Source organism: Nostoc sp., assembly GCF_036917815.1.
In the GTDB taxonomy this organism is placed as follows: domain Bacteria; phylum Cyanobacteriota; class Cyanobacteriia; order Cyanobacteriales; family Nostocaceae; genus Nostoc.
Genome location: NZ_JBALEK010000060.1, coordinates 20965 through 45149, shown reverse-complemented (window position 1 = coordinate 45149; position 24185 = coordinate 20965). Strand labels below are relative to the sequence as shown.

21 protein-coding genes and 1 pseudogene are annotated in these 24185 nt (G+C 41.2%); 16 read left to right on the top strand and 6 right to left on the bottom strand.

Annotated elements, in window-relative coordinates:
• Window positions 1-10 precede the first annotated feature (10 nt).
• From V7K97_RS17995 to V7K97_RS17935, 13 genes and pseudogenes are all read left to right on the top strand, one after another.
• A pseudogene (locus tag V7K97_RS17995) lies at window positions 11-304 on the top strand (2-isopropylmalate synthase); the annotation flags it as partial.
• A 157-nt stretch (window positions 305-461) separates the two neighbouring features.
• Window positions 462-986, top strand: coding sequence for a hypothetical protein (locus V7K97_RS17990; RefSeq protein ID WP_334802375.1), 525 nt, complete (start codon window positions 462-464; stop codon window positions 984-986).
• A 337-nt stretch (window positions 987-1323) separates the two neighbouring features.
• The gene (locus tag V7K97_RS17985; RefSeq protein WP_334802374.1) at window positions 1324-1464 is read left to right on the top strand and encodes a microviridin/marinostatin family tricyclic proteinase inhibitor; all 141 of its coding nucleotides are present in this window, start codon (window positions 1324-1326) and stop codon (window positions 1462-1464) included.
• Window positions 1465-2133: 669 nt separating this feature from the next.
• Complete coding sequence (locus V7K97_RS17980) at window positions 2134-2271, top strand: microviridin/marinostatin family tricyclic proteinase inhibitor (protein ID WP_334802373.1); 138 nt, start codon at window positions 2134-2136, stop codon at window positions 2269-2271.
• 219 nt (window positions 2272-2490) lie between these two features.
• Window positions 2491-3471: an MvdC family ATP-grasp ribosomal peptide maturase gene (locus tag V7K97_RS17975; RefSeq protein WP_334802372.1), complete on the top strand. Its 981-nt coding sequence runs from the start codon at window positions 2491-2493 to the stop codon at window positions 3469-3471.
• 380 nt (window positions 3472-3851) lie between these two features.
• Window positions 3852-4832 (top strand): MvdD family ATP-grasp ribosomal peptide maturase, encoded by a 981-nt coding sequence (locus V7K97_RS17970; protein ID WP_334802371.1) that lies wholly within the window; start codon window positions 3852-3854, stop codon window positions 4830-4832.
• 78 nt (window positions 4833-4910) lie between these two features.
• Window positions 4911-5324, top strand: coding sequence for a hypothetical protein (locus tag V7K97_RS17965; protein ID WP_334802370.1), 414 nt, complete (start codon window positions 4911-4913; stop codon window positions 5322-5324).
• A 47-nt stretch (window positions 5325-5371) separates the two neighbouring features.
• Window positions 5372-7363, top strand: coding sequence for an ABC transporter ATP-binding protein/permease (locus tag V7K97_RS17960; RefSeq protein ID WP_334802369.1), 1992 nt, complete (start codon window positions 5372-5374; stop codon window positions 7361-7363).
• A gap of 113 nt (window positions 7364-7476) precedes the next feature.
• Window positions 7477-8010, top strand: coding sequence for a GNAT family N-acetyltransferase (locus tag V7K97_RS17955; RefSeq protein ID WP_334802368.1), 534 nt, complete (start codon window positions 7477-7479; stop codon window positions 8008-8010).
• A 33-nt stretch (window positions 8011-8043) separates the two neighbouring features.
• Window positions 8044-9714: a GUN4 domain-containing protein gene (locus tag V7K97_RS17950; protein WP_334802367.1), complete on the top strand. Its 1671-nt coding sequence runs from the start codon at window positions 8044-8046 to the stop codon at window positions 9712-9714.
• Between the two features lie 74 nt (window positions 9715-9788).
• Entirely contained in the window at window positions 9789-10214 is a 426-nt protein-coding gene (locus V7K97_RS17945) for a hypothetical protein (RefSeq protein ID WP_334802366.1), read from the top strand.
• Window positions 10215-11130: 916 nt separating this feature from the next.
• A complete protein-coding gene (locus V7K97_RS17940) occupies window positions 11131-11811 on the top strand; it encodes a glutathione S-transferase family protein (protein ID WP_334802365.1) in 681 nt (226 codons plus the stop codon).
• 77 nt (window positions 11812-11888) lie between these two features.
• Window positions 11889-12761, top strand: coding sequence for a CmcJ/NvfI family oxidoreductase (locus V7K97_RS17935; RefSeq protein ID WP_334802364.1), 873 nt, complete (start codon window positions 11889-11891; stop codon window positions 12759-12761).
• Window positions 12762-13003: 242 nt separating this feature from the next.
• Here V7K97_RS17935 and V7K97_RS17930 read toward each other — a convergent pair whose 3' ends face one another.
• The 5 genes from V7K97_RS17930 to V7K97_RS17910 all read right to left on the bottom strand — a co-directional run bounded on the left by V7K97_RS17930 (window position 13004) and on the right by V7K97_RS17910 (window position 17572).
• Window positions 13004-13606 carry a cytochrome c oxidase subunit 3 gene (locus V7K97_RS17930; RefSeq protein ID WP_334802363.1) on the bottom strand — a complete coding sequence of 201 codons (603 nt, stop codon included), beginning with the start codon at window positions 13604-13606 and terminating at the stop codon, window positions 13004-13006.
• Window positions 13607-13690: 84 nt separating this feature from the next.
• A complete protein-coding gene (gene ctaD, locus V7K97_RS17925) occupies window positions 13691-15352 on the bottom strand; it encodes a cytochrome c oxidase subunit I (protein ID WP_334802362.1) in 1662 nt (553 codons plus the stop codon).
• 14 nt (window positions 15353-15366) lie between these two features.
• The gene (locus V7K97_RS17920; protein ID WP_334802423.1) at window positions 15367-16293 is read right to left on the bottom strand and encodes a cytochrome c oxidase subunit II; all 927 of its coding nucleotides are present in this window, start codon (window positions 16291-16293) and stop codon (window positions 15367-15369) included.
• A gap of 164 nt (window positions 16294-16457) precedes the next feature.
• A complete protein-coding gene (locus tag V7K97_RS17915; protein WP_334802361.1) occupies window positions 16458-17075 on the bottom strand; it encodes a DUF2231 domain-containing protein in 618 nt (205 codons plus the stop codon).
• Window positions 17072-17572, bottom strand: a complete 501-nt coding sequence (locus V7K97_RS17910; protein ID WP_334802360.1) for a DUF2231 domain-containing protein — start codon at window positions 17570-17572, stop codon at window positions 17072-17074. Before V7K97_RS17910 ends, V7K97_RS17915 begins: the two co-directional genes overlap by 4 nt.
• 1479 nt (window positions 17573-19051) lie before the next feature.
• On the opposite strand from V7K97_RS17910, the gene V7K97_RS17905 reads away from it, so the two are divergent.
• Together V7K97_RS17905 and V7K97_RS17900 are read left to right on the top strand one after the other, a co-directional pair.
• Window positions 19052-19624, top strand: coding sequence for a chemotaxis protein CheB (locus V7K97_RS17905; protein ID WP_334802359.1), 573 nt, complete (start codon window positions 19052-19054; stop codon window positions 19622-19624).
• Window positions 19625-19628: 4 nt separating this feature from the next.
• On the top strand, window positions 19629-21797 hold the full coding sequence (locus tag V7K97_RS17900; protein WP_334802358.1) for a hybrid sensor histidine kinase/response regulator: 2169 nt from the start codon (window positions 19629-19631) through the stop codon (window positions 21795-21797).
• An 83-nt stretch (window positions 21798-21880) separates the two neighbouring features.
• On the opposite strand, the gene V7K97_RS17895 is transcribed toward V7K97_RS17900, so the two are convergent.
• On the bottom strand, window positions 21881-22252 hold the full coding sequence (locus V7K97_RS17895; RefSeq protein WP_334802357.1) for a DUF2237 family protein: 372 nt from the start codon (window positions 22250-22252) through the stop codon (window positions 21881-21883).
• A gap of 796 nt (window positions 22253-23048) precedes the next feature.
• On the opposite strand from V7K97_RS17895, the gene psbA reads away from it, so the two are divergent.
• Window positions 23049-24131, top strand: a complete 1083-nt coding sequence (gene psbA, locus V7K97_RS17890) for a photosystem II q(b) protein (protein ID WP_334802356.1) — start codon at window positions 23049-23051, stop codon at window positions 24129-24131.
• Window positions 24132-24185: the final 54 nt, after the last annotated feature.

Sequence of the window (24185 nt, the reverse complement as noted above, 5' to 3'; positions counted from 1 at the left end):
AAGAGGTCTAATGGAAACCATTCCGATCAAAATTTCCGATGAAACCCTGCGAGATGGAGAACAACAAGCAGGCATTTTCTTCTCTTACCCAACAAAACAAAAGCTTGCCCATTTAATTGCCCAAACGGGAGTCGATGGACTCGCCATCATGCCCCGTGTTTGTGAGCAAGAAGAAGAGCTAGTCAAATCATTGATATCAGAAGGATTGGATAGTCTGATCACTGCTTCTACTTTGATGGGAAAGCAGTACATTTATCAAGCCAAGATGTACGGAGTTAAGCGCATCATCCTTTTCTACGGACTTTTTTACAGCTAAAGAGGTATTGGATTTATGGCAAAATGGGGTATTTAAATAATCCATCTTTTCACACATAAAATACATTTATCCCGAATATTAATCGCTGTGTTATATGCAACAGTTTCTCTCCAGACTAAAGCGAAGCCTCCTGATTTTGATACTGATGTCTTTTTTGATATTGGTAATGGTGAAAATTGTCCAAAGTGCTTCATCATCAAGTAATTCCTTTCCTCAGAATTGGCAAGGTAAATGGAGCGGCACAATGTTCAATCGCTCTGTAAAAGGGCAATCTCAAACTGTACCAATGACACTCATAATTCAGCCAATCTCCAATAATCCCAAACGCTATACTTGGCAAATCACTTATGGAGTAGGGGCGAAAAAGCTGTTACGTAATTATGAGTTGGTTGTTAAAGATCGTGGTGCTGGTCATTTTGTGATTGATGAGAAAGATGGAACTCTAATTGATGCGTGGTGGGTTCGAGACACGCTCTACAGTCAATTCCGAGTTGGAAATCGTTTACTCAATTCACAATATCAACGACAAAGCGATCGCCTCCGCTATAAACTTGTTACCTATCAGCCGCTAAGTTCACCCCCAGCCAAGGATTCCCAGCAAAAAGTTTCTTTCGAGAGCTACCAAATCGGGGCTGTTCAGTCTGCTGAACTAGCGATCGCCAGCGAGTAATTTTCCTTAGTAGCGATCGTTGGATCGTGCTATAAGTGTATGCTTAACACTATTTTATAACTTTGTGCAGAGAATAATCGAGACTAAATAATCGAAGTTACATATTGTGAAGATACCCACATAAACCATCAAAAAATATCAATGGGCAAAACCCTATCCGTACAAAGGGTTAATTTTTTCTATCGAGACTAATATAAGAACCTTCACTACCTTAACTGTCTTAACTGTCTGAACTGTCTGAAAAAAGATTTTCTAACCGTCTTAACTGTCCTTGCGTCTATATGAAATTAGTGATACGTATTAAATTGTTAAAGAAAGTTTCCCTGGAGGAAATATTATGTCTACCAACGTAGTAAAAGCATCTGATATTCAAGCAGTGCCATTCTTCGCACGCTTCTTAGAAGAGCAAGTTGCTGAACAGTCAAATACTGCTCCTATCCAAACTTTGAAGTATCCTTCCGATTGGGAAGACTATTAAATTTAGTCTAGTTTAGTTCATCTCAAATTAAAGGAGTAACGGTTATCAAATAACTGAAAACTACTTATTAGAAGGCGATCGCTTCCATTTTAGCAAATTTTATCATACTTCAGATATGGAGGCGATCGCCTCTCACAAGAGAGTGAAACTTTGGCAAGAAGCCTTTGCTAAACCTTAGTTATTAGTAAGCCCTGACTACATACCTTTAATTATAGCATTTCCCAAGCTAGTAAGGTACACCCGTAGGGGCACGGCAGTGCCGTGCCCCTACACCTTGCGATATAATGTTGTACCTCATCTGAATGGGAACAGCTATATTTACGCCAACTTACTACTAATTAACAAAATCTATTTTGTCTAAATTATTAATGAATATTTGTAAATCATAATCGCAATATCTAACGATTGGCCAATTGCTTCACTACGCTGCCGCTTCCTTCGCAATGACAAATATGTTCTGGCAAAATTGGGATGCTCCCTTTCTCTATATTGTTAAAATACCTGCGTAAAGCATCATAAAAATATTAATTGGCAAAACCCTATCTGTACAAAGAGCTAGTTTTTTTGAGAGTAATATAAAAATATTAATTGTCTTAACTGTCCTTGCTTCTAGATGAAATTAGTGATACATATTAAATTGTTAAAGCAAATTTACCTGGAGGGAATAGGATGTCTAGCAATACAGTAAAAGCATCTGATATGCAAGCAGTGCCATTCTTCGCACGCTTCTTAGAACAACAACTGGAAGATTCAGATCCCCCTAATATCTACACCTTGAAGTTTCCTTCAGATTTTGAAGATCGCTAGACTATAGCGCTCTTCAAATGGAATTAAAGGAGTAATGGTTATCAAATAACTGAAAACTACTTCCTATAAGGCGATCGCTTCCATTTTAGGGGAGATTATGATATTAGAATATGGAAGCGATCGCCTCTACTTTATATCCCAGAATTCGGAGATATGAAGAAAAACTTATTTAGGTAATTATTAACATCTACCTCCTACAAATTAAAACCAGAAAATTTTATGCACCTGTCGCGTGACGTTGTATTATTAATCACCCATAGTGGTGATTTCTTCACAATAGATAGAGTGGCAGAAGCCTTGTCAAAGAAAGGGGTACAACCATTCCGCCTCGACACTGATAAGTTTCCCCTAGAAGTGCAATTAACAGCACACTTTGACAAATCCAAAAGCTATCACAAGCTGGAATATGGCACGCACTCTATCAGCACAGAGCAAGTGCAAGCTGTATGGATGCGGCGGATATGGGAGCCAGAATTGAGTAAAGAATTGGCTCCAAAGTACCGAGAAGCCTGCATTAGAGAATCACTTGCAACCTTAGATGGCTTTTGGGACAGTCTTAAAGAAGCTAGGTGGGTAGATAATCTAGAGCGGATAAATACTGCACATAACAAACTGCGCCAACTGCGGGTGGCATCTGAGGTAGGTTTTGTCATTCCTCAGACTCTCATCACTAACAAAGCTGAGTCAGCACGGGAGTTTTTTCACCAAGTCAACGGAAAAATGGTGAGTAAGTTATTAACTGCTCTTTCCCGCAGTATGGAAGCTAACTCCTCGTTCTTTCTTTACACCAGTACCGTTAAAGAAGAAGACTTGCAAGATGCCGAGTCACTGCGCTATTGCCCAATGGTTTTTCAAGAGCAAATCCCTAAACAACAGGAATTGCGGGTGGTGTATGTGAATGGCCACGTATTTGTCGGGGCATTAGAAGCGTCTGTTTATGCAGCAGCCAAAGTTGATTGGCGTAAACCTGATGTTGAGGTTGGTGCATGGCAACACCATCAACTTCCTGATGAAGTAATTCATCGTCTCCAAGCCTTTATGGGTAAATTTGGGCTGTTGTTTGGAGCCTTAGATTTTATTCTCACACCATCAGGAGAATATGTCTTTTTGGAAGTTAACCCCGTAGGAGAGTGGGGAATGCTGGAGAAAGATTTAGACTTGCCGATTGCCAGTGCGATCGCAGACGCTCTGATTCCCTAGAAAGCAAGAGAAGGCTTGTATTGACATACTCTCCGGCGTGAACGCACGGGGATTCTAATTCATAGTTCACAGAAATCCGCTTGCTATATCAAGTTTCCTATCAATAGTATTGGTGGTCTTCTCCCTATGCTTTCCCTCTTGCGAGGCAGATCCCTTTTGCCCAAAGGTACTGTTGCTCTGCCACTCAATCCCTTAGGAATCCGGTTTGATTTTTGAACAAAATTAAGTATTTGTAGTATTTGTAGGGTGCGTTACGCGAAACGCTAACGCACCAAATCCTTAAGAATGGTGCGTTACGCTGTCGCTAACGCACCCTACGTATCTGTTCAAAAATCAAATAGTAGTCCTATAGTAATAAGCACTTTAGTTAAAAGTTTTCTATGACAGTATTAATCATTACTTTCAGCCAAGACAACGAAAGCATTCCTCTAGTAATCAAAGAAATTGAGGCTAGAGGAAAGAAAGCATTTCGTTTTGACACAGATAGATATCCCACCGAAGTGAAGTTGGATATTTACCAAGGCAATTCTGAGCGGGTAATTATTACTGATGGGGAACAGAAGCTAGATTTGAGTGAAGTGTCCTCAGTTTGGTATCGGCGGATGCGCTACGGGGCAAAAATTCCCGACACGATGGACAAGCAATTTAGAGACGCTTCGGTTGAAGAAACTCGCCGTACTGTCAGGGGGGTGATTGCCAGCCTGAAAGCATTCCACTTCGATAAAATGTCAAATGTCGATATAACCAATAATAAACAACTACAGTTACAAGTCGCGCGAGAGGTTGGTCTTGTGACTCCGCGCACTCTGACTTCAAACAATCCAGAGGCAGTAAAGCAATTTGCTCAAGAGTGTCAGGAGCAAGGTATAGTCACCAAAATGCTTTCTTCCTTTGCCATCTATGACGATCGGGGACGAGAAAACGTTGTGTTCACTAGTCCAATTACAGATGACGATCTGGACAATCTTGAAGGACTGCGTTTTTGTCCGATGACGTTTCAGGAAAATGTGCCAAAGGCGCTGGAGTTGCGGACTACTATTGTCGGACACCGCCTATTTACTGCGGCAGTAGATTCCCAGAGTTTGGAGGGATCTACTTACGATTGGCGCAAAGAAGGGAGAGCCTTAAGTAAGAATTGGCAACCCTACGACTTGCCCGAAGATGTTGAGAAAAAGCTTCTCCAGCTAATGGCTTATTTTGGCTTAAACTATGGAGCGATCGATATTATCGTCACACCCGATGGCCGGCACGTATTCCTTGAGGTTAACCCAGTTGGGGAATTTTTCTGGATGGAGATATTTTCACCACACTACCCGATTTCTGGTGCGATCGCTGAAATTCTGCTGACCAATAAAAATTAGGAACCGGAGTACCAATAAAATTATTTGAACTCAGAAATCATGTTTTAATCAAAAGTGTCAGAATTTTAGGTAATTATCATGGACGAAATTGTGAAAAAACTAGCTGGGCTGGGTCTTCCTGGCGTAATTTTGGTGGTTCTAACAGCCGCATCAGGGGGTAGTTCCGCCGCCGTTGCTGCTACTCTCACAATGTTAGGAGGTCCCTTTGGCATCGTCGGAGCTATAGCCTTACTCGGTCTAATAACCGTTGTGGGGGATATTGTCACGGGATATGGAATAGAAGCCATTCTTCAGTCCATCTATGCAGAACGTAGCAAAACCGAATCGGTGAAATTTCTCCTGAAAGAAATTAAAGATTTACCCATTACAGAGGATCTAAAACTCAAACTTAAAAATCAACTTTCCCCCGAAATCATTACTTATTGTGAAGAAGTTAAGTCTCTAAAAACAATTGAAATAGTCGCGGTGATTATTCAACTTCAATGGTATTAAGTTAAGCGATTATTTAACTCAAATAAAAACCACTATATTTTTAGAAAATGCCAGATCAAGTTTTTCGCGATCAACCCTCAACTAATCCTCTTGTGGTTTTTACCAGATTCTGGCAAGATGTCAGAGCGATCGCTGGGTCTTACTGGTATCCAACAGAGCCAGAAGGCAGAGCATTCTCAGACGTGATTCGCGCCTGGGGAATGCTCATTCTCCTAATCTTATTAATAATTGCGATCGTGGGTGTAACGGCTTCAAGCAGCTTCTTAAATCGCTATGTACTCAATATCGTTATTGAAGAGAGAGATATTTCTAAATATCTGGGTACGTTATGGATTTCTATACTTGTGATTGTGGTGGAAACACTTTTGATTGCATCTTCTAAATTCGTCAGGAAAAAAATTGCTCTTGATTGGTACAAATGGCTAAATAATCACACCTTAGAAAAGTATTTTAGCAAGCGTGCTTATTATAAAATAAATTTCAAATCAGATATTGATAACCCAGATCAACGTCTATCTCAAGAAATCGAACCCATTACCAGCAATGCTCTCAGCTTTTCAGCTACTTTCCTAGAGAAAATCCTGCAACTAACAAGTTTTTTAGTAATTATTTGGACAATTTCTTCACAGATTGCAGTGATCCTAGTTGTTTATACAATCACAGGTAATTTAATTGCTGTTTATTTGAATCAACAAGCCAATAAGATTAATAAAGAGGAACTTGAAGTTAAAGCTGACTACAGATATGCACTGACTCATGTTCGGAATCACGCGGAATCAATCGCTTTTTTTCAGGGAGAAAACCAAGAAGCAAATATAATTCAACGCAGATTTAGTAAGATCGAGAAAAATGCCGAACGGAGGTTGAATTGGGAGATAAATCAGGATATTTTTAACAGAGCATATCAATCTGCTATTACTGTGTTTTCGATGTTTATACTTACACCTTTATTTATTCAAGATAAAATTGATTTTGGAGAAATTAACCAAATTAGTTTAGCTTGCTTCATGTTTTCTAATGCTCTGGGACAATTAATAAGTGAATTTGGAGCTTCTGGAAGATTTTCTAGTTATGTTGAACGCTTATCTCAGCTGTCGGATGCGTTGGAAACTGTTACGAAACAACCAGAAAAAGTCAGTACGATTAAAACAATCGAAGAAAACCGTCTGGCTTTTGAGCATGTCACCTTACAAACGCCAAACTATGAGCAGGTGATCGTCGAAGATTTATCACTGTCTGTTCAGCCAGGAGAAGGTTTATTGATTGTTGGCCCGAGTGGTCGAGGTAAAAGTTCTCTATTAAGAGCGATCGCAGGTTTGTGGAATGCAGGAAGTGGTCGCCTGTTGCGACCTCCTTTAGAAGAAGTGTTGTTTTTGCCCCAACGTCCCTATATAATTTTGGGAACTTTGCGCGAACAGTTACTCTATCCTCATACAACTCGTGAAATGAGCGACGCAGAACTCAAAGAAGTTTTGCAACAAGTTAACCTCGAAAACGTGGTGACAAAAGTTGGCGGCTTTGATGCCGAACTTCCTTGGGAGAATATATTATCATTGGGAGAACAACAACGCCTTGCCTTCGCACGATTGTTAGTTACTCTTCCTAGCTTCACGATATTAGATGAAGCAACAAGTGCTTTGGATTTAAATAACGAAGAAAGTTTATATCAAAAGTTAAAACAAAGTCAAACAACTTTTATCAGCGTTGGACATCGAGAGAGTCTATTTAATTATCATCAATGGGTTCTGGAACTTTCACAAGATTCTAGTTGGCAACTTGTAACTGTGCAGGATTATCAGCTTCAAAAAGCAACTGCGACTAATTTACCCGAAAATGGTCAAATTAAAATAGATTATTTCTCCAATAATCAATCAGGAATAATTGAAAAACTCTCTCATCAGGAAATGAACACATTAACAGACTACTCCCTTGGCACCATCAGAAGCAAGGCTAGCGGAGGAAAATCCATAACTACTAAAGATGGCTTGACATACCACTATGACAAAGATCCGAAGGTGTTGAAATGGGTGAGAGTTTAGCCGCTAGTCATACTTTTTAAAGTCCGGTCTTTTCGAGGATATTTATCAAGTCAAGAAAGGCTTAAATTACGATGTAGTAAATTATAATTAGTTCCAGGTTTTAAAGCACATATATGGAAAATATTGTTACCAAGCGATTGTATTTAGTACCATTTACGCTAGACATAGTAAAAGCAGCAATCCTTGGTAATTCTGAATTAGCAAGAGTTATGGCGGTTAAAGTTTTGTCCAACTGGCCTGATGAAGAGTTTATCCAAAATTTGCCACGAATTGCACATATTCTGACCAAATGTGCCTTACAAAGTCAATGGGGATGGGGAAGTTTAATCATTCATCAAGCAGAAAACACCCTCATTGGTCACGTTATGATTAAAATTATTCCAGATGCCACAGGTTCACCCACAGATTCAGTGGAACTTGGCTATCAGATAGTGCCATCATATCGACAACAGGGCTACGCATCTGAAGCTGCAAAAGCAATGGCAGATTGGACACTTTATCAACCAGGTATAGAAAAAGTTACAGCTGGATGTGACGCAGATAATATAGGTTCAAAGCGGGTGCTAGAAAAAATCGGAATGCGACTGATAGAAGCACGAGGTAAGGTATTGATATGGGAATTATCCAAAACAGAAATCATAGAGTAATTGTCTCTGCTCACACTTCTTAAAATCAGAATTATGCTAACTAAACAGCAAAGACAACTAATTACTTACGAAACTATTTCAATTTATCAACGAACCTATCAATTACCCGTTCTAAAAAATCAGGCCGTAAAAACAGTTCAAAAAAAAATTAGAGACCGTCAACAATTAATTAAAGAAGGTGTTAGATATCATCATCAGCTTGGGGGGATAATTAAGCGAAAAGAAGAAATTAGCCAGGGAGAAATTTTTGACGAAATTAAATTATTCATTAAAGACTATAGTCATCTTATTGATTTTCTAGAAAGTTATAAAGATACTTATCATAATTTTTTGTTAAATCTTACGGAAGACTTAAAGAATTTATTTAAACAAAAATACTTGGAAATAAAAAGTTTAGAACATGAAAGAAGAAAATTAGAACTTAAAAATCATAAAACTCCGAAAATACTTGATGACCTAAGATGGGAGAAGCAAGAAAACTTTAAAGCAGTTTTACTGTTGAGCAATTCTTATTTTTTAATGCTAGAAAAAATAAGATTGCTTGCTGAAGGAATTAAACAACTTACAGAAGATACCAAAATTCAAAAAGAAATTGTCCAGCAAATAGTTAAAGATTTAGAAGTATATCAAGAACTTTACGAATATCAAATAAAAGCCTATAAGATTCGTCAACAAATAGCAAAGATTTCCCAGACTGCAATCAATTTTGAAAATTCTTTACAAGATTACTTTAGTCCTTTTCAATCTTTAATAGATGAAGTTGTAAAAGTAGATGAATATTTCTATGCAACTGTCGGAGATATTAAAAATCTAGGGGATAATATTTTAAAGTATCAGTCAAATTTATTTAACCTGGAAAAAAGTGAGGTAATTTCTGAAAGTTTTCTCGATTTCATGGTGACAAGTTATGAGAAAAAAGCTAGATTAAAAGATGCTTTTATTCAATCTCAATTATTAGATTGGCAAATCAATAATTTTGATTTGAGCGAAAATGGCGTGTTTTTAGACAAGGGTATTGATTTAATATCAAACTATATATCCAAGCAACTCAGCGAGCAAAGAAAAGTGCTAGGCATAGCAGAAGTAAATATTGTTTCTAGAGCGCCTTTATCTGCTGTTGAAGAAACAGGATTAATGGGACTGACTAATAACAATATTACCTTGATAAATAAATCTCTCAGCAATAAAAATATTGATTATACCCAATTGCGCGATTTCCTAGCACAGCATAAGTGGAAAGAAGCTGACATTGAAACCACTAAACTAATGCTCAAAGTCATGAGTAAGAATTATTGGAATGAAGTTTACAAGGAAGATATTGATAATTTTTCTTGTCAAGACCTCCACACCATTGATCAACTTTGGGAACAATATAGTTATGGTTATTTCGGCTTCAGTATTCAGCAAACTATCTGGAGCGAAATGGGTGGTCAAGTAGATTATGAAACAGAAAAGAGACTCGGCGATCGCCTTGGTTGGCGAAAAGAAGGAAATTGGTTAGACTATGAGCAACTAACTTTTAAATTGTCCCCTCTGACACCAATGGGACACCTACCAGCCAATTGGTTACAATATGACCAAGATAGCTTTGATTTATCCTCAAAATCATCTACAGAACACCTTTCAATGGGAGCTTGGCGGGTAAGCTCTTGGTTAGTTTGGCAGATGCACTTATTCTTTTCTCGTGCGAAAAGTTGTAACTAAACTTTAATAATTAGTTAATCGTATATTTTTTAACAATAGTAAAAATTAGAGTTAAAGCTAATTTGAGGATCAACATGGATCATAGTAAGCATTCTGATATAGAAATAGAAATTTTACTTCTAGGAAAATGGCGTTTTGATACGTATTCGGAAAAAATTACTATTGAATTTAGAGATGATATGACTTATGAGCAAACCAGGGTTCAAATGCTTCTTTTCTCTAAACCTAAAGAATTGATTACAGGTAATAAATTTACTGGTGTGTGGTACGTAAGTAAAAAAAAATTGCATTTAAATGTTAAAACTATGCCAAAATCATTTTTTAATTTTAAGATACCACTAGCGGTTAAGATTTCTCTTGCAGATATCGTAGCTACTTTAGGCTCTGTGTTTATCCCAGAAAATTATGAAGTTATTAGAATTAATAGTTCTAAATTTCTCATAAAGGATAAAGAGGAATCCATTATTGGCACAAAATTAAACAATACTAGGAAGTACTAAAGCTTGTAAGGGATTTCCAAGAAATAAATTACGAACCACAGAGACAATAGAGTTGCCAGTGCGCCCTTGCGGTTAAGAGACTTGTTCGCGTAGCGTCTCCCCCTGGGAGAAGCAACTGGCGCGACACAGAGAGAGGAGAAATAGAGAGAGTTTTTGGTCAGTTTTGGGATATTTTTTTATTTGTCAGTCCCTAAAATAATTCTGCGATCGCTCCATAACTTTGACCATACAATCAAAATCGCACCTTAACCCCAGCAGGGTGATAAATAATCTCAACAAGCACAGTATATTCTCAATAGAGTCTACATTAATCTCATAAACCTATGCTTAAGCAATACCTTTGCCAATTTACGAGGGTGAGTTGATGGCTGAACTCTCTTTTCTCCGATGCTTGGCAAAAACAATAAGTCCTAAAAATTCCTTCAAGGTTTCCCACAAGGCTTTTTTAATGTATTGCCCGTAGTATCAAGGGTTTGACATCCAAAGATCCCTTATAAGCTTTCATGCTTATGTATGGGTCATTTTGCCATTTTGCCAAAATTTTTGTAGGCTCTTATTTTGGCAAAGGTATTGTTAAGGGACTTCCAAATAAAAAAATACTCAAAAAACTGGCGAAAAAACTCTCTCCTCCTTATTCCTCTGTGTTCTCTGCGTCTCTGTGGTTCGTTTATTTGGATAATTTATTTCTTGGAAGTCCCTAAGTAGAGGTAATTCATGAATTACCCCTATTTATTACCTCATTCAACTGAGAATCCCTAGATATTTATTTAGATAAACTAATAATTAGCTATACATATTTCTGAAAGACTGTATAATATATGCATACTACGTTAAATCGACCGATAAAATGTATTATGCTATATAGATAGCATAGATACTTGCCAGTGAAATTATTTAATCGCAAGGAAAGGATTTCATGAGCAACATACAACTGTACTTTACCAAAGCCTCAACCTTCTCTCAACGCACCCGCGTAGTCTTACTGGAAAAAGGCATAGACTTCACGCCAATAGAAATTGACTTACAGAATAAACCAGATGGGTACACGCAGATTTCGCGCTACGGAAAAGTCCCGGCGATCAAACATGGGGATATTGAAATCTACGAGTCTGCGATCATCAATGAATATTTAGATGAAGTTTTTCCAGAACCACCTTTATTACCCCGCGATCCCGCCAAGAAAGCGATCGCCCGGATTTGGATAGACTACGCCAATAGTCGCTTTGTACCTGCATTTAACAAATTTCTGCGCGGTAAAGATACCCAAGAACAAGAACAAGGACGAAAAGAGTTCACGGAAGCACTCTTGTATCTTGAACAAGAAGGATTAGGCAAACTGTCTAATGGTCATTACTGGTTAGGAGATCAGTTTAGCCTGGTTGATATCAGCTTCTATCCCTGGTTTGAACGTTTACCACTCCTAGAACACTTCCGCAAATTCACACTACCGGCAGAAACAACTGGTTTGCAGACATGGTGGAATTTGGTACGCGATCGCCAGTCAATTCAAGCAGTAGCAAATCCTGTAGACTTTTATTTGCAAAGATTCGCCAAAGTTCTCGGTGAACCTGTTCCCGTTGGTGCCACTCAAAAATAGAGTCTGAGGATGTGGCGATCAAAAACTCTTGAGTATTGACCATTAATAATTAACCAAAATCCAAAATTGGATCACCTATGAGCTTAAATAACCAAGTTCTAGACAGACAGATTTCCCAATATCTGCCCTACGTAGAGGCTAACCTCACTTACCTAACCCCGATGGCAGAAAAACCTTTCAACTATACTTATGAACCCCCAGCAGGGATTCCCCGCACCAATGGAACTTATCAGACGCACAAACTGCCAATTTATAATGCTCGTTCGATCTCCAAGAACATCTCATTAGATAGAGAAGGATTTGCATTTACTGAACATCATAGCAACGTCCGCGACTTTTACGATGAAGACGAAATACGCCGTGTTTACTACCCAGAAGCCGAGCAATTATTAAAACAGGTGACAGGTGCAACGAAGGTAGTGATATTCGATCACACTCTTCGTAACGCTGGTCAGTCAAAGCCAGGTGAGAATAATATTAAAGAACCTGCCAAGCGCATACACAACGACTTCACCGCCAAATCAGGCTATACTCGCGCCCGTTTGGAATTAGCAGCACAGGGTATAGATGGTGATGAAATTGATACACTATTGCAACAAAGATTTGCCATCATCAATCTTTGGCGATCAATCGCCCAACCAATCCAAGAGTCACCCTTAGCAGTGTGTGATGCCCAAAGTATTATATCAACAGACCTTGTAGCTGGCGATCTCCTGTACCGCGATCGCGTTGGTGAAACCTACGCAGTTACATATAATACTGAACATAAATGGTTCTACTTCCCGCAAATGCAAAGGGACGAGGCACTATTTATCAAGTGTTTCGACTCCGCAGAAGATGGACGTGCGCGTTTTGCAGCCCATACAGCCTTTGAAGACCCCACCAGCCCAACAGACGCGCCTCCACGAGAAAGCATCGAACTACGGACATTCGTTTTTTACAACTCGTGATGCGTAACCGAATTTATTCGGTCATGGTATGATTCAATTAAGTGGGCAGGGCATTGTCCATTGGGCTAGATGATATAAGACGGGTTGTACCTGCAATCATTGTTTGACCCCAGAATCCCTCGTTTAGAAAACGACAGAGTGTGTCAACCTGCATAGGTAGAATGTATGGGGCATAGAAGTAATTAACAATGACCCCATACACCAACCCAGATAATTTATCTGGGTTTTGCTCCAATTAATCTTTACTGCCAAACATAGATCAGGACAAACAAAATAATCCAGATAATATCGACGAAGTGCCAAAACAACGAAGTTGCATTTACGCCGAAATGACCTGTGTCGTAGTTTCCTGGTAGGAAAGAACGGATCAAAATTATCAACTGCAACAGGATGCCGGTGAAAACGTGCAAACCGTGGAAACCTGTTAATAGATAGAACGTTCCACCAAATACCCCGGATGTGAAACCAAAGGCGAGACCGTTCCATTCAATCGCTTGGCCGACTAAAAAGTAAGTTCCCATCGCCATTGTCGCCAAGAGAAATAGGCGAAATTTTACTAAGTCATGGCGTTGAAGGGCGCGTTCTGCTAAGTAAATTACAAAGCTACTAGCAACCAAAATTACTGTATTGATTGCCGGTTCTTTTACTTCTAGTCCAGAAACACCAGCTGGTAGCCAGTTTGGGGTTGTTGTTTTGTAAATAGCATATCCGGCGAAAAAACTCAAGAAAATGACGCTTTCAGATAGTAGGAAGACAATGAAGCCAAACATTTTGTTGCCTTCTTCGTCGTGGCTATGCTCTGCGCTTGTATGGTGCAATTCATCTGAATTGATATAACTGTCCATTTTGTTTTTTGAGGGGTGAATTTGAAACGCAAAGGGAAGCGCAGAGGTGCGCGGAGGGTTTTTGCGTCTTCCCGATGTTTGGCGTTATTCTGGGAGGTTGGCTGTTAACGGTTCTGATTTGCCGTAGCCGTAGGGTTCGGAGATGATGATGGGGATTTCTTCAAAGTTTTCTACTGGGGGGGGTGAAGAAACCATCCACTCTAGTCCAATTGCCCGCCAAGGGTTAGCAGGTGCTTTCTCACCTTGCATCCAAGAAATCACCATGTTGAATATGAAGGGTAAGGTGGACATTCCGAGGAGAAATCCACCCAGGCTAGCAATGATATTCCAGAATTGATACTCTGGGGCGTAGGAAGCAACTCGACGTAACATCCCTTGCAATCCTAAGGGGTGCATGGGTAAAAAGTTGAGGTTCGTGCCGATGAAGGCTAACCAGAAGTGGATTTTACCCCAGCTTTCGGAGTACATCCGCCCGGTCATTTTGGGGAACCAGTGATAGATGGCGGCAAATAAGCCCATCGTCACGGTACCGTAGAGGACGTAGTGGAAGTGTCCCACCACAAAGTAGGTATTATTAACGTGGACATCTACTGGCACTGAAGAAAGCATGATGCCTGTGATGCCAGCGAAGACAAACATGACTAATCCGCCCAAGGCAAACAGCATGGGGGTATTTAACCGCAGTTTACCGCCCCAAATAGTTGCCACCCAAGCAAATACTTTAATTCCTGTGGGGACAGATACAAACATGGTTGTCAGCATGAAAATCAACCGCATCCAGCCCGGTGTACCACTGACGTACATGTGGTGTACCCAAACTATGCCGCTAACTACGGCAATTAAGATGGATGAAACGGCAACTACTTTGTACCCAAATAGGGGTTTACGTGAATAAACTGGGAAGATTTCGGAGAAAATGCCGAAGATGGGCAAAATAATCACGTAAACGGCAGGGTGGGAGTAGAACCAGAAGTAATGCTGGAACATTACTGGATTCCCACCCTTGGCGGGGTCGAAAAAGGCGGTGCCAGCTGTGAGGTCGAGTAGCAGCATCACCGCACCAGCTGTCAGTGCTGGAAGTCCAAATAGTTGGATGATTTGGGCGCTAAACACTGCCCAGACAAACAAGGGCATCCGAAAGAAGCCCATACCTGGTGCCCGCATCTTGACAATAGTGGTGACAAAGTTGACTGCCCCCATAATTGAGGATACGCCGGATATTGCCACCGCTAGCAGCCAGATAACTTGACCATTAATCAAGTTACCTGTAGGGTTTTGGAGACTGACTGGCGGGTAAGACCACCAGCCGGCTTGGGCTGGGCCACCAGGGACAAAGAAGCTACCCATCATCAAAATCCCAACTACTGGCACCATCCAAAAGGCGACGGCGTTGAGGCGGGGAAATGCCATATCTCGCGCCCCAATCATCAGGGGCACTAGATAGTTGGCAAAACCAACCAGTGAGGGAAATGTCCACAAAAACAGCATGACGGTGCCGTGCATGGTGAACATCCCGTTGTAGACGGTGCGATCGACTAAATCTGATTCGGGTGTCATCAGTTCTCCCCGCATCACCATCGCAAAAATACCGCCGACGAGAAAGAAGAAGAATGAGGTAACGAGATACTGGATACCAATAACTTTATGGTCGGTACTAAAGCTGAAGTATTCTTTCCAGTTACCCGGAGATTCGTGTTTGGGCTTCTCGTTGGGGAGAAGGATGCCTTCAATCGGAATATTAGTCATTGGTTACTTTCCTTTCAACCAGGAGAATTGACTAGAGGAGGTGCAGCAGGTGGAACTGTAACCCAACCAGTTTGAACTGATTGATGGGATGTTTGAGCATACTCAGAAGCCGCTTGATTCTTTGCTGGAGATGGCTTTTGGGTTGCAGCTTGTGCCAACCACTGCTGATAATCTTCAGGAGATTCAACAATTACATTCGCTTGCATGGTGGCAAAGTATGTACCGCTATACTGGGAATCGGTTAATCGGTATTTGCCGGGGCGGATGGGAGTAAATTCAAAGTCGATGGCGTGGTTGGGAATAATATCCTGCTTGAGGCGGAATGCAGGAATATAGAAGCCGTGGAGAACGTCTTGTGATTTTAGCGCTAAACGTATTCGGCGATCGCTCGGTAAATGCAATTCTGTACTGGTGACATCTCTCTCTGGGTAATGAAAAACCCATGCCCACTGTTTAGCTAATACGTCGATTTTCTCAACGGGTTCTGCTAAGGCGTTAACGGGTAACTTTTTTGGTTCTGCATAAGCAGATTCCATTCTCAAGGGATTATGCAAGTGAACTAATTCCGATGGGCCTTGAATCCCCATTTGTTCGTAAACTTGGTAGCTGTAGTTCGCAATCCACAACACTAACAGAATTGGGATTGCTGTCCAGATAACTTCTAGGGTGACATTGCCATGAATTGGGGGACCGTCGGTGAAGTCATCTTTGACTGCCCGATGGAAGATCACAGAATACATTAAAGTACTTGTGACTCCCAAGAAGATGAAGGCACCAAGGGTTACTAAGAAGCTAATCAAATCATCAACTAGTTGGGATTCGGCTGCTGCTTGGGGGGGAAGCCAGGAGTAAGACTGCTTGCCGATCCAGAGACTGATAACAGTCACTGCGATCGCGCCTGTAAGCAGCGTCAAAATATTTAAAATCTTCTGGATTTTCATGGTCATTAGTCATTGGTCATTGGTCATTGGTCATTGGTCATTAGTCATTAGTCATTGGTCATTGGTCATTAGTCATTGGTCATTGGTCATTAGTCATTGATCATTAGTCAGTGGTCGATGGTTAGTAACTTTAAACAAATGACAAAGGACAATTGACAAATGACTTACTTGAGTGTTGTGTTGAGGTCTTGGCCTAATCGCAGCAAATTATCTGCTGTATTGTGTACGCCAAACTCGGCAGCCATTTGCGCCCCTAGTGTCCCGTGGACGTACATAATCAACATGATTGCTATGCCTGCAAACAGATAGAGCCATTGCACTTCTCTATCTGTCTGTTTGTATTCTTGTTTGCCCCAAACGAAGCGCTGCCATGCTCTCCAGATGGTCATGACAACAATCAGGGCTAATAAGAACACACCACCCACACCATGCCAAAGCATAGTTTCCATTGCCTGTAATCCCCAGGCACTTTTCATATCAGCTGGTGGTGTTGCTAATAGCATTTCGTAAAAACCTGCTGCCACCGTGAAAAATGTGATGATACTGGCAGCTAACATGTTGTACCAGCCAACATCAAATAAGTTTTTACGTTCCACAGTAATTGCCAAAAATTTGAAGACCCATTTTTCAAAGGGGAACAGAACACCAACAATATCAAAGGTCATCCCAATGATGAACAAACCTATTGTCAGATGCACTAAGTTGGGATGAATGGGAATTGTGTAAGGTAATCCGTTTGCGCTTAGAGAGTCGCTTAATTGGTTAATCAATTCTGAGTTCATCGCAACAAACCATCCTTTACTGCTTCCACAACTGGCACGGTATGCAATCCATACACCCAAACAAGTTCATCTCCGAGGTATACCTGTAAGCCAACTATCAGGGTTAAAATTAGTCCGGCTCCCAAATAATAAATTGGTACTTTTTGCGGGTTACGGGCACGAATTACGTAGCGCCAAGCTGTAATTGCCGTGATGATTCCCGAAAGTGACCAACCAATTAGGGTATGCAAATTCAGCACCGATTTAGCTAGGCTGTAAGGCTGTGCTAACCCCGCTTCAAATTGACCAAAAATGATCGCGACGAAGATGGCGATCGTGGCAACTAACATATTCCACCAACTCACCTCAAAAAGGCCAGGCTTACCAGTAAAATAGCCAATTACATCACAGCAAAAGGAAAACAACACCATCGCTATTACGAAGTGGACAACGATGGGATGAACCGTATCTGGATAAGGTAAATTGTGGTCGTTCAAAGATGTAAAATACTCAAGCATCGTCTTCTCCTGGAAATATCTACCGCACTTTGGCCAATCAATTTTGGATTTTAGATTTATTCCGTCCCTGACGAGATATAAACCAAAAGAGCCTAATCCAAAATCTCAAATCCCTACTCAAACTTCAATAGTTGATGGATACTCACTAACATCACCATAAGTATCCATCCATAATTGACCGAAATATGTTCAATATCTGCACGATGCAATACGCTTAATCATGTCTTAGCTTTTTGTAGCCAAATCTGATTAAATTGCCTACATAGAATAATTTTGATTTTGATTCATTTCCTCATGCCAATAGTCTGCAACAGCAATTCTGGATGGAGCTAAATCAAATTGCTATCGTTTGTTGATTCGCTTAACCTATCTTTTAGCTTAAGTAAATTTTTATGAATTGTCAAAACAATAAATATTAAAATTTTAAAGGTTATTTGTCTCACAAATGAATATTTACAAAATGTATTTATTTTTGCATTAATTTAAATACGAAAAAACCTGAATAACAGTTTTGTCTGTAAAGTATTTCACAATCATAAAATATTTGTTTGTGACGGAAATAACAAAAATATTTAATCTGGATTTTTTGCTTAAGTTGACACCAATGGGCAGTGCCGTGCCCCTACGGGTGTACCTCACGTAAACGAGAACCGCTATAAAGTCATAACGCACCCTACAAATACTTAATTTTTTTCAGAAATCAAACCGGATTCCTATATATCATATCGATGGTGCAACTGTGGGTTGCATTGCGGTGTTGCAAACCTTGTTGTTTGTCATCACAATGATTTTTGCACCTAAACATGGGTTACTGGTAATACCATTTCTTTGTGAGGCTGCGCCAAATTTTCTTTCCTTCTTTCTCTCTCTTTGTGTCCAACTCTTACGAGACGCTGCGCGTAGCTTGCTTCGACCTAGGAGTATGCGCCCAACTCTTACGAGCTGACAATTCAGCAGCATCTGGAAAACCTCACTTCTATTTCTCTCTTCCTTTTAGGAGAGAGACTTTGAATTTTCCCCCTTCCCTCCTAGGGAAGCAGGGCTGTTTCATTCGTTCAGATCAGAATTTTGTCAAGAGTATCAACCAGAAAATTTAGTGAGTTGGTAATCGAAAAATTACTGTTTCAATCGGTAAATTTAAGTGCGATCGCCTGGTTTTTGACCCAATTAGAGTGTTTAAAAACCTGATTTTTTTGACTGATACGCTTGTAAATTAAGGTCTTTTGGGGAATGAATCAGCCCTGCCTAGGGAAGGGGGTTAGGGGGTTAGGTTTTTGGTGGACTTTTCCACATAACGTGAAAAGTCAGATCTGACGAGACGCTGCGCGAATGCAGTTCGTTCCTCATGTAGTTTGGCGCATCTTCATACAGAATTGGTATAAGAGTAAAGGAGCAAGAAAATACTGACTGATTCAGTATTAAATAGCCTTTGCTATTTACATAACCCACCCACATTTTGCAGGTGTGAGGGCGAAATAAGTGTCGTTTAAAATTGTGGTAATTGGTACTTCTTTAGGCGGATTATCAGCATTGAAAATCGTCCTGGGCAATTTACCAGTAGATTTCCCTGTGCCGATCGCGATCGTGCAACACCGTCACAAGGAGTCTACTAACACACTCCAGGATTTATTACAAGAATCCACTTTATTGAAAATTCGAGAAGTAGAAGATAAGGACGAAATACTATCGGGATATATCTACATAGCTCCAGCAGATTACCATTTACTTGTTGAACCAGGTCACTTTGCCCTTTCCACTGATGAGCCTGTTTCTTATGCCAGACCATCTATTGATGTGCTGTTTGAGTCGGCTGCTGATGTCTACACGGAACAAGTTATTGGTATAATATTGACAGGAGCAAACCACGATGGTATGCAAGGTCTTAAGAAAATAAAAGCACAGGGAGGAATTACTATTGTACAAGAACCTGCCACAGCCGAGAGCGACGTTATGCCAGAGGCAGCAATTTCTGCTGTTACAGTAGACTGGATTTTGACACTATCAAACATTGCTTTCCAAATGGTTAAGCTTTGTAATTTATCACCGAAATAAACCGATGCAGATGGAAGCCCAAGTAAACATCCTCCTAGTGGATGATAAACTAGAAAATTTGCTGGCACTAGAGGCAATCCTAGAAAAACTAGGGGAGAATCTCGTAAGAGCTACTTCTGGGGAAGAAGCTTTGCGGTGTCTGCTGCATCAGGATTTTGCAGTGATTTTGCTGGATGTGCAAATGCCTGGGATGGATGGCTTTGAAACTGCTACCTTGATTCGCAATCGGGGGCGATCGCGCCACACTCCAATTATCTTTCTCACCGCCTTTAGCACCAGCGACCAAATGCTGTTTAAAGGCTATGCCTTGGGTGCTGTTGATTATTTGCTCAAACCACTAGACCCCAATATCTTGACTTCTAAAGTCACAGTATTTGTAGAATTATTTAAGAAAACAGAAGCCGTCAAGCAACAAGCCGCGCAACTAGTAGCTGTCAATACAGAACTCAGGCAAAGTGAAGAACGATTCCGATCGCTAAGTACCTGCTCACCCATTGGTATTTTTGAAACTGATACTGAAGGCGGCTGTAAATATACTAATCCCCGCTATCAGGCAATTTGTGGCTTGAAAGCGGCAGAGAGTTTAGAAAAGAGATGGCTGGAATCTGTTCATCCAGAAGATCGAGAACGAGCGATCGCTAGTTGGTCTGCTTACATTTGTGAAGGTCGGGACTATTCGGAAGAATTTCGCTTTCAAACTACTCGTTCTAGCATCCGTTGGGTTCAAGTTCGCTCATCACCAATGCTTTCCAGTCAAGGAGAATTGCTGGGTTATGTAGGTACCCTTGAAGATATTACTGAACGCAAGCAAGCAGAAGAAGTCCGCGCTCAAGTGATTCGAGAACAGACAGCAAGACAGGAAGCAGAAGCCGCAAATCGGATGAAAGATGAGTTTCTAGCTGTTCTCTCCCACGAACTCCGCACACCCCTAACCTCGATGCTGGGCTGGTCAAAAATCCTCCGCGCCAAGAAACTTGACGAAAAAGCCACTTCCCGCGCCTTGGAAGCGATCGAACGCAACGCCATATCTCAGATGCAACTAATTGAGGATATCTTGGATGTATCCCGGATTATCCGTGGTCAGTTGCGGTTAAATGTATCTGCGGTGAATCTGCTCTCAGTCATGGAGGCAGCTTTAGAGGCAGTGCGTCCCCTAGCAGAACCAAAAGATATTAAGTTAAATACTTTCCTGGATACTTCGGTGGGTTCAGTTTATGGCGATCCAGCCCGTCTACAACAAGTTGTCTGGAATTTACTAACTAATGCCATTAAGTTTACCCCTAAAGGTGGCAGGGTGGAAGTAAGGCTATCAAACTATTTGGGATTTTCGATTTCAGACTTCGGCTTACCTCGGCTCCGCTCGGCACAAGTCGCTCAGTCAAACGATTTGGGATTGGGATCTGATCGTGAAAACTTAGACTCTTCAAACACTAATGAAAGCAGTAATCTAAAATCCCAAATTCCAAATTCCAAATCTCAGTACGCCCAAATTGAAGTTATCGATACAGGTATTGGTATCAGTTCCGAGTTTTTACCCAAAGTATTTGAGCGTTTTCGGCAAGCAGACAGTACCACAACGCGATCGCACAATGGATTAGGACTAGGACTAGCGATCGTCCGTCATCTAGTGGAACTGCACAAAGGTACAATCTTTGCCCAAAGTTTAGGTACTGGAGAGGGAGCAACCTTTACAGTCAGACTGCCACTTCTACAAAACAATAGAGGGAATAGAGAAGCCACAGGACAAATTTCCTCACCTGTGGCTTCTACGCCCCTTGCTGGATTAAGGGTTTTAGTTGTAGATGATGAAGCCGATACCCGTAACTTTCTCAGTTTTATGTTTGAGGAGTATGGAGCTTTTGCCACTGCGGTAGCATCAGTTGATGAAGCGCTAGCAGTACTTGAACAAGCAAAACCAGATATTCTAATTAGCGACATCGGTATGTCAGAGCAAGATGGTTATACACTGATTCGGAAACTACGCTCTTTGGAACCAGAAAAAGGTGGACGCATCCCAGCGATCGCTTTAACAGCATACACGCGAGAAGAAGACCGCTTAGAAGCCCTTGCAGCAGGGTTTCAGCAACATTTATCTAAGCCAATTGACCCAAATAAATTGATTGCTGCGGTTGCAAATGTATTAGAACTCGGGAGTGGGGAGTGGGGAGGATGAGGGGGAAATCAATTCAAAATTCAAAATTCAAAATTAAAGAACTTCTGCCTCCTGCCTCCTCTTTCCTCTTTCCCAATGCCCAATCAAGATGAAGTTAGAGCGTATTTTTTCAGTTCGTCTAGAGAAACCACTTCCAAAGCTCTAGCATGGGTTGCTGAAAGTATTACGGGTGGAGCAACGCCAGCTTCGAGAGCTTCTTGCCAGCGAGAAGCACACAAACACCAGCGATCGCCAGGCTTTAATCCAGGGAAATTAAAATCAGGAACAGCTGTACTGAGGTCGTTTCCACGTGATTTGGTGAACTCCAGAAATTCTGATGTCACTTGGGCACATACGACATGCGACCCGAAATCCTGACCACCTGTACGACAAAAACCGTCGCGGTGAAACCCAGTCATGGGAGAAATACAGCAAATCTCTAGGTTTCCATCAATTACGTTTTTAGCGTCTGTCATCGTTAATTTCGTTGTACTTGATTTTTCCACTTGCATATAAGCTTATATTTATTGTCAGTTCCCTGGTTGAATTAAAACCGCTATCTCTCATTAATTCCGAAAAGCAGGGAAGTCTAGAATCACTTAAACCTCATCTAAATTGAGAACCGTAGTTTTTGCCCTCACCCTAAATCCCTCTCCCATATCTGGGAGAGGGACTTTGAAATTCTGGTTCCCCTTCTCCCAGATATGGGAGAAGGGGTTGGGGGATGAGGGCAAATCCTTTTGATCAGGGAAAAGCTACAGGTTTCAAGATAGATATGGTTTATATAAAATGTCAAAAGAATATTTAACAGGACTTACGCAAACAATAGCTAAAACCCTGATTTTTAGGTAGGGGCAATTCATGAATTGCCCCTACAGCGTGTAGTTTTGCGTAAGTCCTATTTAAGAGCGATCGCACTCAGTTTAAATAAAAACCCCTGGCTAACTACCAGGGGTAATGCAAGTCAGTACTTTTTCGCATGGAATGTATCCTACTCCAATACCATAGCAACCCTCTAATTTACAGATATGCCATTTTGCCAAACAAAAACCCCCCAGTGGTAAGTTGAGGGTTAATTTTTTCTAGACTCCAAGTTTTAAAGACTTCAGCGTATTCCGACGTCGTTGTTTGCTTTTAAATAAGTAAAACTAATAGCTTATATCCGCTTTACTGAAGTAACAAAACTTGATTAAAAATTGTAAAGCAGTGTAAAGTAGTTTCACAGGCAAAGACAAAACCGCCTGATTCATAAATAACCGCAATCATAAAACCATGACCGCAACCTTACAACGTCGTGAAAGCGCCAACGTATGGGATCGATTCTGCGAATGGATCACCAGCACCAATAACCGCATCTACATCGGTTGGTTCGGGGTAGTAATGATCCCCACCCTACTAGCCGCTACCGCTTGCTTCGTAATCGCCTTTATCGCAGCACCTCCAGTAGACATCGATGGTATCCGTGAACCTGTTGCAGGTTCCTTGATCTACGGAAACAACATCATCTCTGGTGCAGTAGTACCTTCCTCCAACGCTATCGGTTTGCACTTCTACCCCATTTGGGAAGCAGCTTCCTTAGATGAGTGGTTGTACAACGGCGGTCCTTACCAATTGGTAATTTTCCACTTCCTCATCGGCATATTCTGCTACATGGGTCGTGAGTGGGAACTATCCTACCGCTTAGGTATGCGCCCTTGGATTGCGATCGCCTATTCTGCACCAGTAGCAGCAGCTAGCGCAGTCTTCTTGGTATACCCCATCGGACAAGGTTCCTTCTCAGATGGTATGCCTTTGGGAATAAGCGGAACATTCAACTTCATGATCGTGTTCCAAGCAGAACACAACATCTTGATGCACCCCTTCCACCAATTAGGTGTAGCAGGTGTATTTGGCGGAAGTTTGTTCTCTGCAATGCACGGTTCACTTGTAACTTCTTCCTTAGTTCGTGAAACCACCGAAACCGAGTCACAAAACTACGGTTACAAATTCGGTCAAGAAGAAGAAACCTATAACATCGTTGCAGCCCACGGCTACTTCGGTCGTCTAATCTTCCAATACGCTTCATTCAACAACAGCCGCTCACTGCACTTCTTCTTAGCAGCGTGGCCTGTAATCGGTATCTGGTTCACCGCCTTGGGTGTCAGCACAATGGCGTTCAACTTGAACGGTTTCAACTTCAACCAATCAATCATTGACTCTGAAGGTCGTGTAATTGCGACTTGGGCAGATGTCATCAACCGCGCTAACCTGGGTATGGAAGTAATGCACGAGCGCAACGCTCACAACTTCCCTCTAGATTTGGCTGCTGGTGATTTTGCTCCTGTAGCTCTAACCGCTCCTGCTATCAACGGTTAATCCTGAAGTTTAGCTAAATGAGAAAGCGCCCTCTGGTAACGGAGGGCGTTTTCT

What these genes read in the sequence shown, in the direction of transcription:
- V7K97_RS17990 (WP_334802375.1), top strand. Translation starts at nt 462, where the DNA reads ATGTCTTTTTTGATATTGGTAATGGTGAAAATTGTCCAAAGTGCTTCA.
- V7K97_RS17915 (WP_334802361.1), bottom strand. Translation starts at nt 17,075, where the DNA reads ATGAACTCAGAATTGATTAACCAATTAAGCGACTCTCTAAGCGCAAAC.
- V7K97_RS17945 (WP_334802366.1), top strand. Translation starts at nt 9,789, where the DNA reads ATGGATCATAGTAAGCATTCTGATATAGAAATAGAAATTTTACTTCTA.
- V7K97_RS17940 (WP_334802365.1), top strand. Translation starts at nt 11,131, where the DNA reads ATGAGCAACATACAACTGTACTTTACCAAAGCCTCAACCTTCTCTCAA.
- V7K97_RS17930 (WP_334802363.1), bottom strand. Translation starts at nt 13,606, where the DNA reads ATGGACAGTTATATCAATTCAGATGAATTGCACCATACAAGCGCAGAG.
- V7K97_RS17980 (WP_334802373.1), top strand. Translation starts at nt 2,134, where the DNA reads ATGTCTAGCAATACAGTAAAAGCATCTGATATGCAAGCAGTGCCATTC.
- V7K97_RS17920 (WP_334802423.1), bottom strand. Translation starts at nt 16,293, where the DNA reads ATGAAAATCCAGAAGATTTTAAATATTTTGACGCTGCTTACAGGCGCG.
- ctaD (WP_334802362.1), bottom strand. Translation starts at nt 15,352, where the DNA reads ATGACTAATATTCCGATTGAAGGCATCCTTCTCCCCAACGAGAAGCCC.
- V7K97_RS17910 (WP_334802360.1), bottom strand. Translation starts at nt 17,572, where the DNA reads ATGCTTGAGTATTTTACATCTTTGAACGACCACAATTTACCTTATCCA.
- V7K97_RS17975 (WP_334802372.1), top strand. Translation starts at nt 2,491, where the DNA reads ATGCACCTGTCGCGTGACGTTGTATTATTAATCACCCATAGTGGTGAT.
- V7K97_RS17955 (WP_334802368.1), top strand. Translation starts at nt 7,477, where the DNA reads ATGGAAAATATTGTTACCAAGCGATTGTATTTAGTACCATTTACGCTA.
- V7K97_RS17985 (WP_334802374.1), top strand. Translation starts at nt 1,324, where the DNA reads ATGTCTACCAACGTAGTAAAAGCATCTGATATTCAAGCAGTGCCATTC.
- V7K97_RS17950 (WP_334802367.1), top strand. Translation starts at nt 8,044, where the DNA reads ATGCTAACTAAACAGCAAAGACAACTAATTACTTACGAAACTATTTCA.
- V7K97_RS17960 (WP_334802369.1), top strand. Translation starts at nt 5,372, where the DNA reads ATGCCAGATCAAGTTTTTCGCGATCAACCCTCAACTAATCCTCTTGTG.
- V7K97_RS17895 (WP_334802357.1), bottom strand. Translation starts at nt 22,252, where the DNA reads ATGACAGACGCTAAAAACGTAATTGATGGAAACCTAGAGATTTGCTGT.
- V7K97_RS17965 (WP_334802370.1), top strand. Translation starts at nt 4,911, where the DNA reads ATGGACGAAATTGTGAAAAAACTAGCTGGGCTGGGTCTTCCTGGCGTA.
- V7K97_RS17970 (WP_334802371.1), top strand. Translation starts at nt 3,852, where the DNA reads ATGACAGTATTAATCATTACTTTCAGCCAAGACAACGAAAGCATTCCT.
- V7K97_RS17900 (WP_334802358.1), top strand. Translation starts at nt 19,629, where the DNA reads ATGCAGATGGAAGCCCAAGTAAACATCCTCCTAGTGGATGATAAACTA.
- psbA (WP_334802356.1), top strand. Translation starts at nt 23,049, where the DNA reads ATGACCGCAACCTTACAACGTCGTGAAAGCGCCAACGTATGGGATCGA.
- V7K97_RS17935 (WP_334802364.1), top strand. Translation starts at nt 11,889, where the DNA reads ATGAGCTTAAATAACCAAGTTCTAGACAGACAGATTTCCCAATATCTG.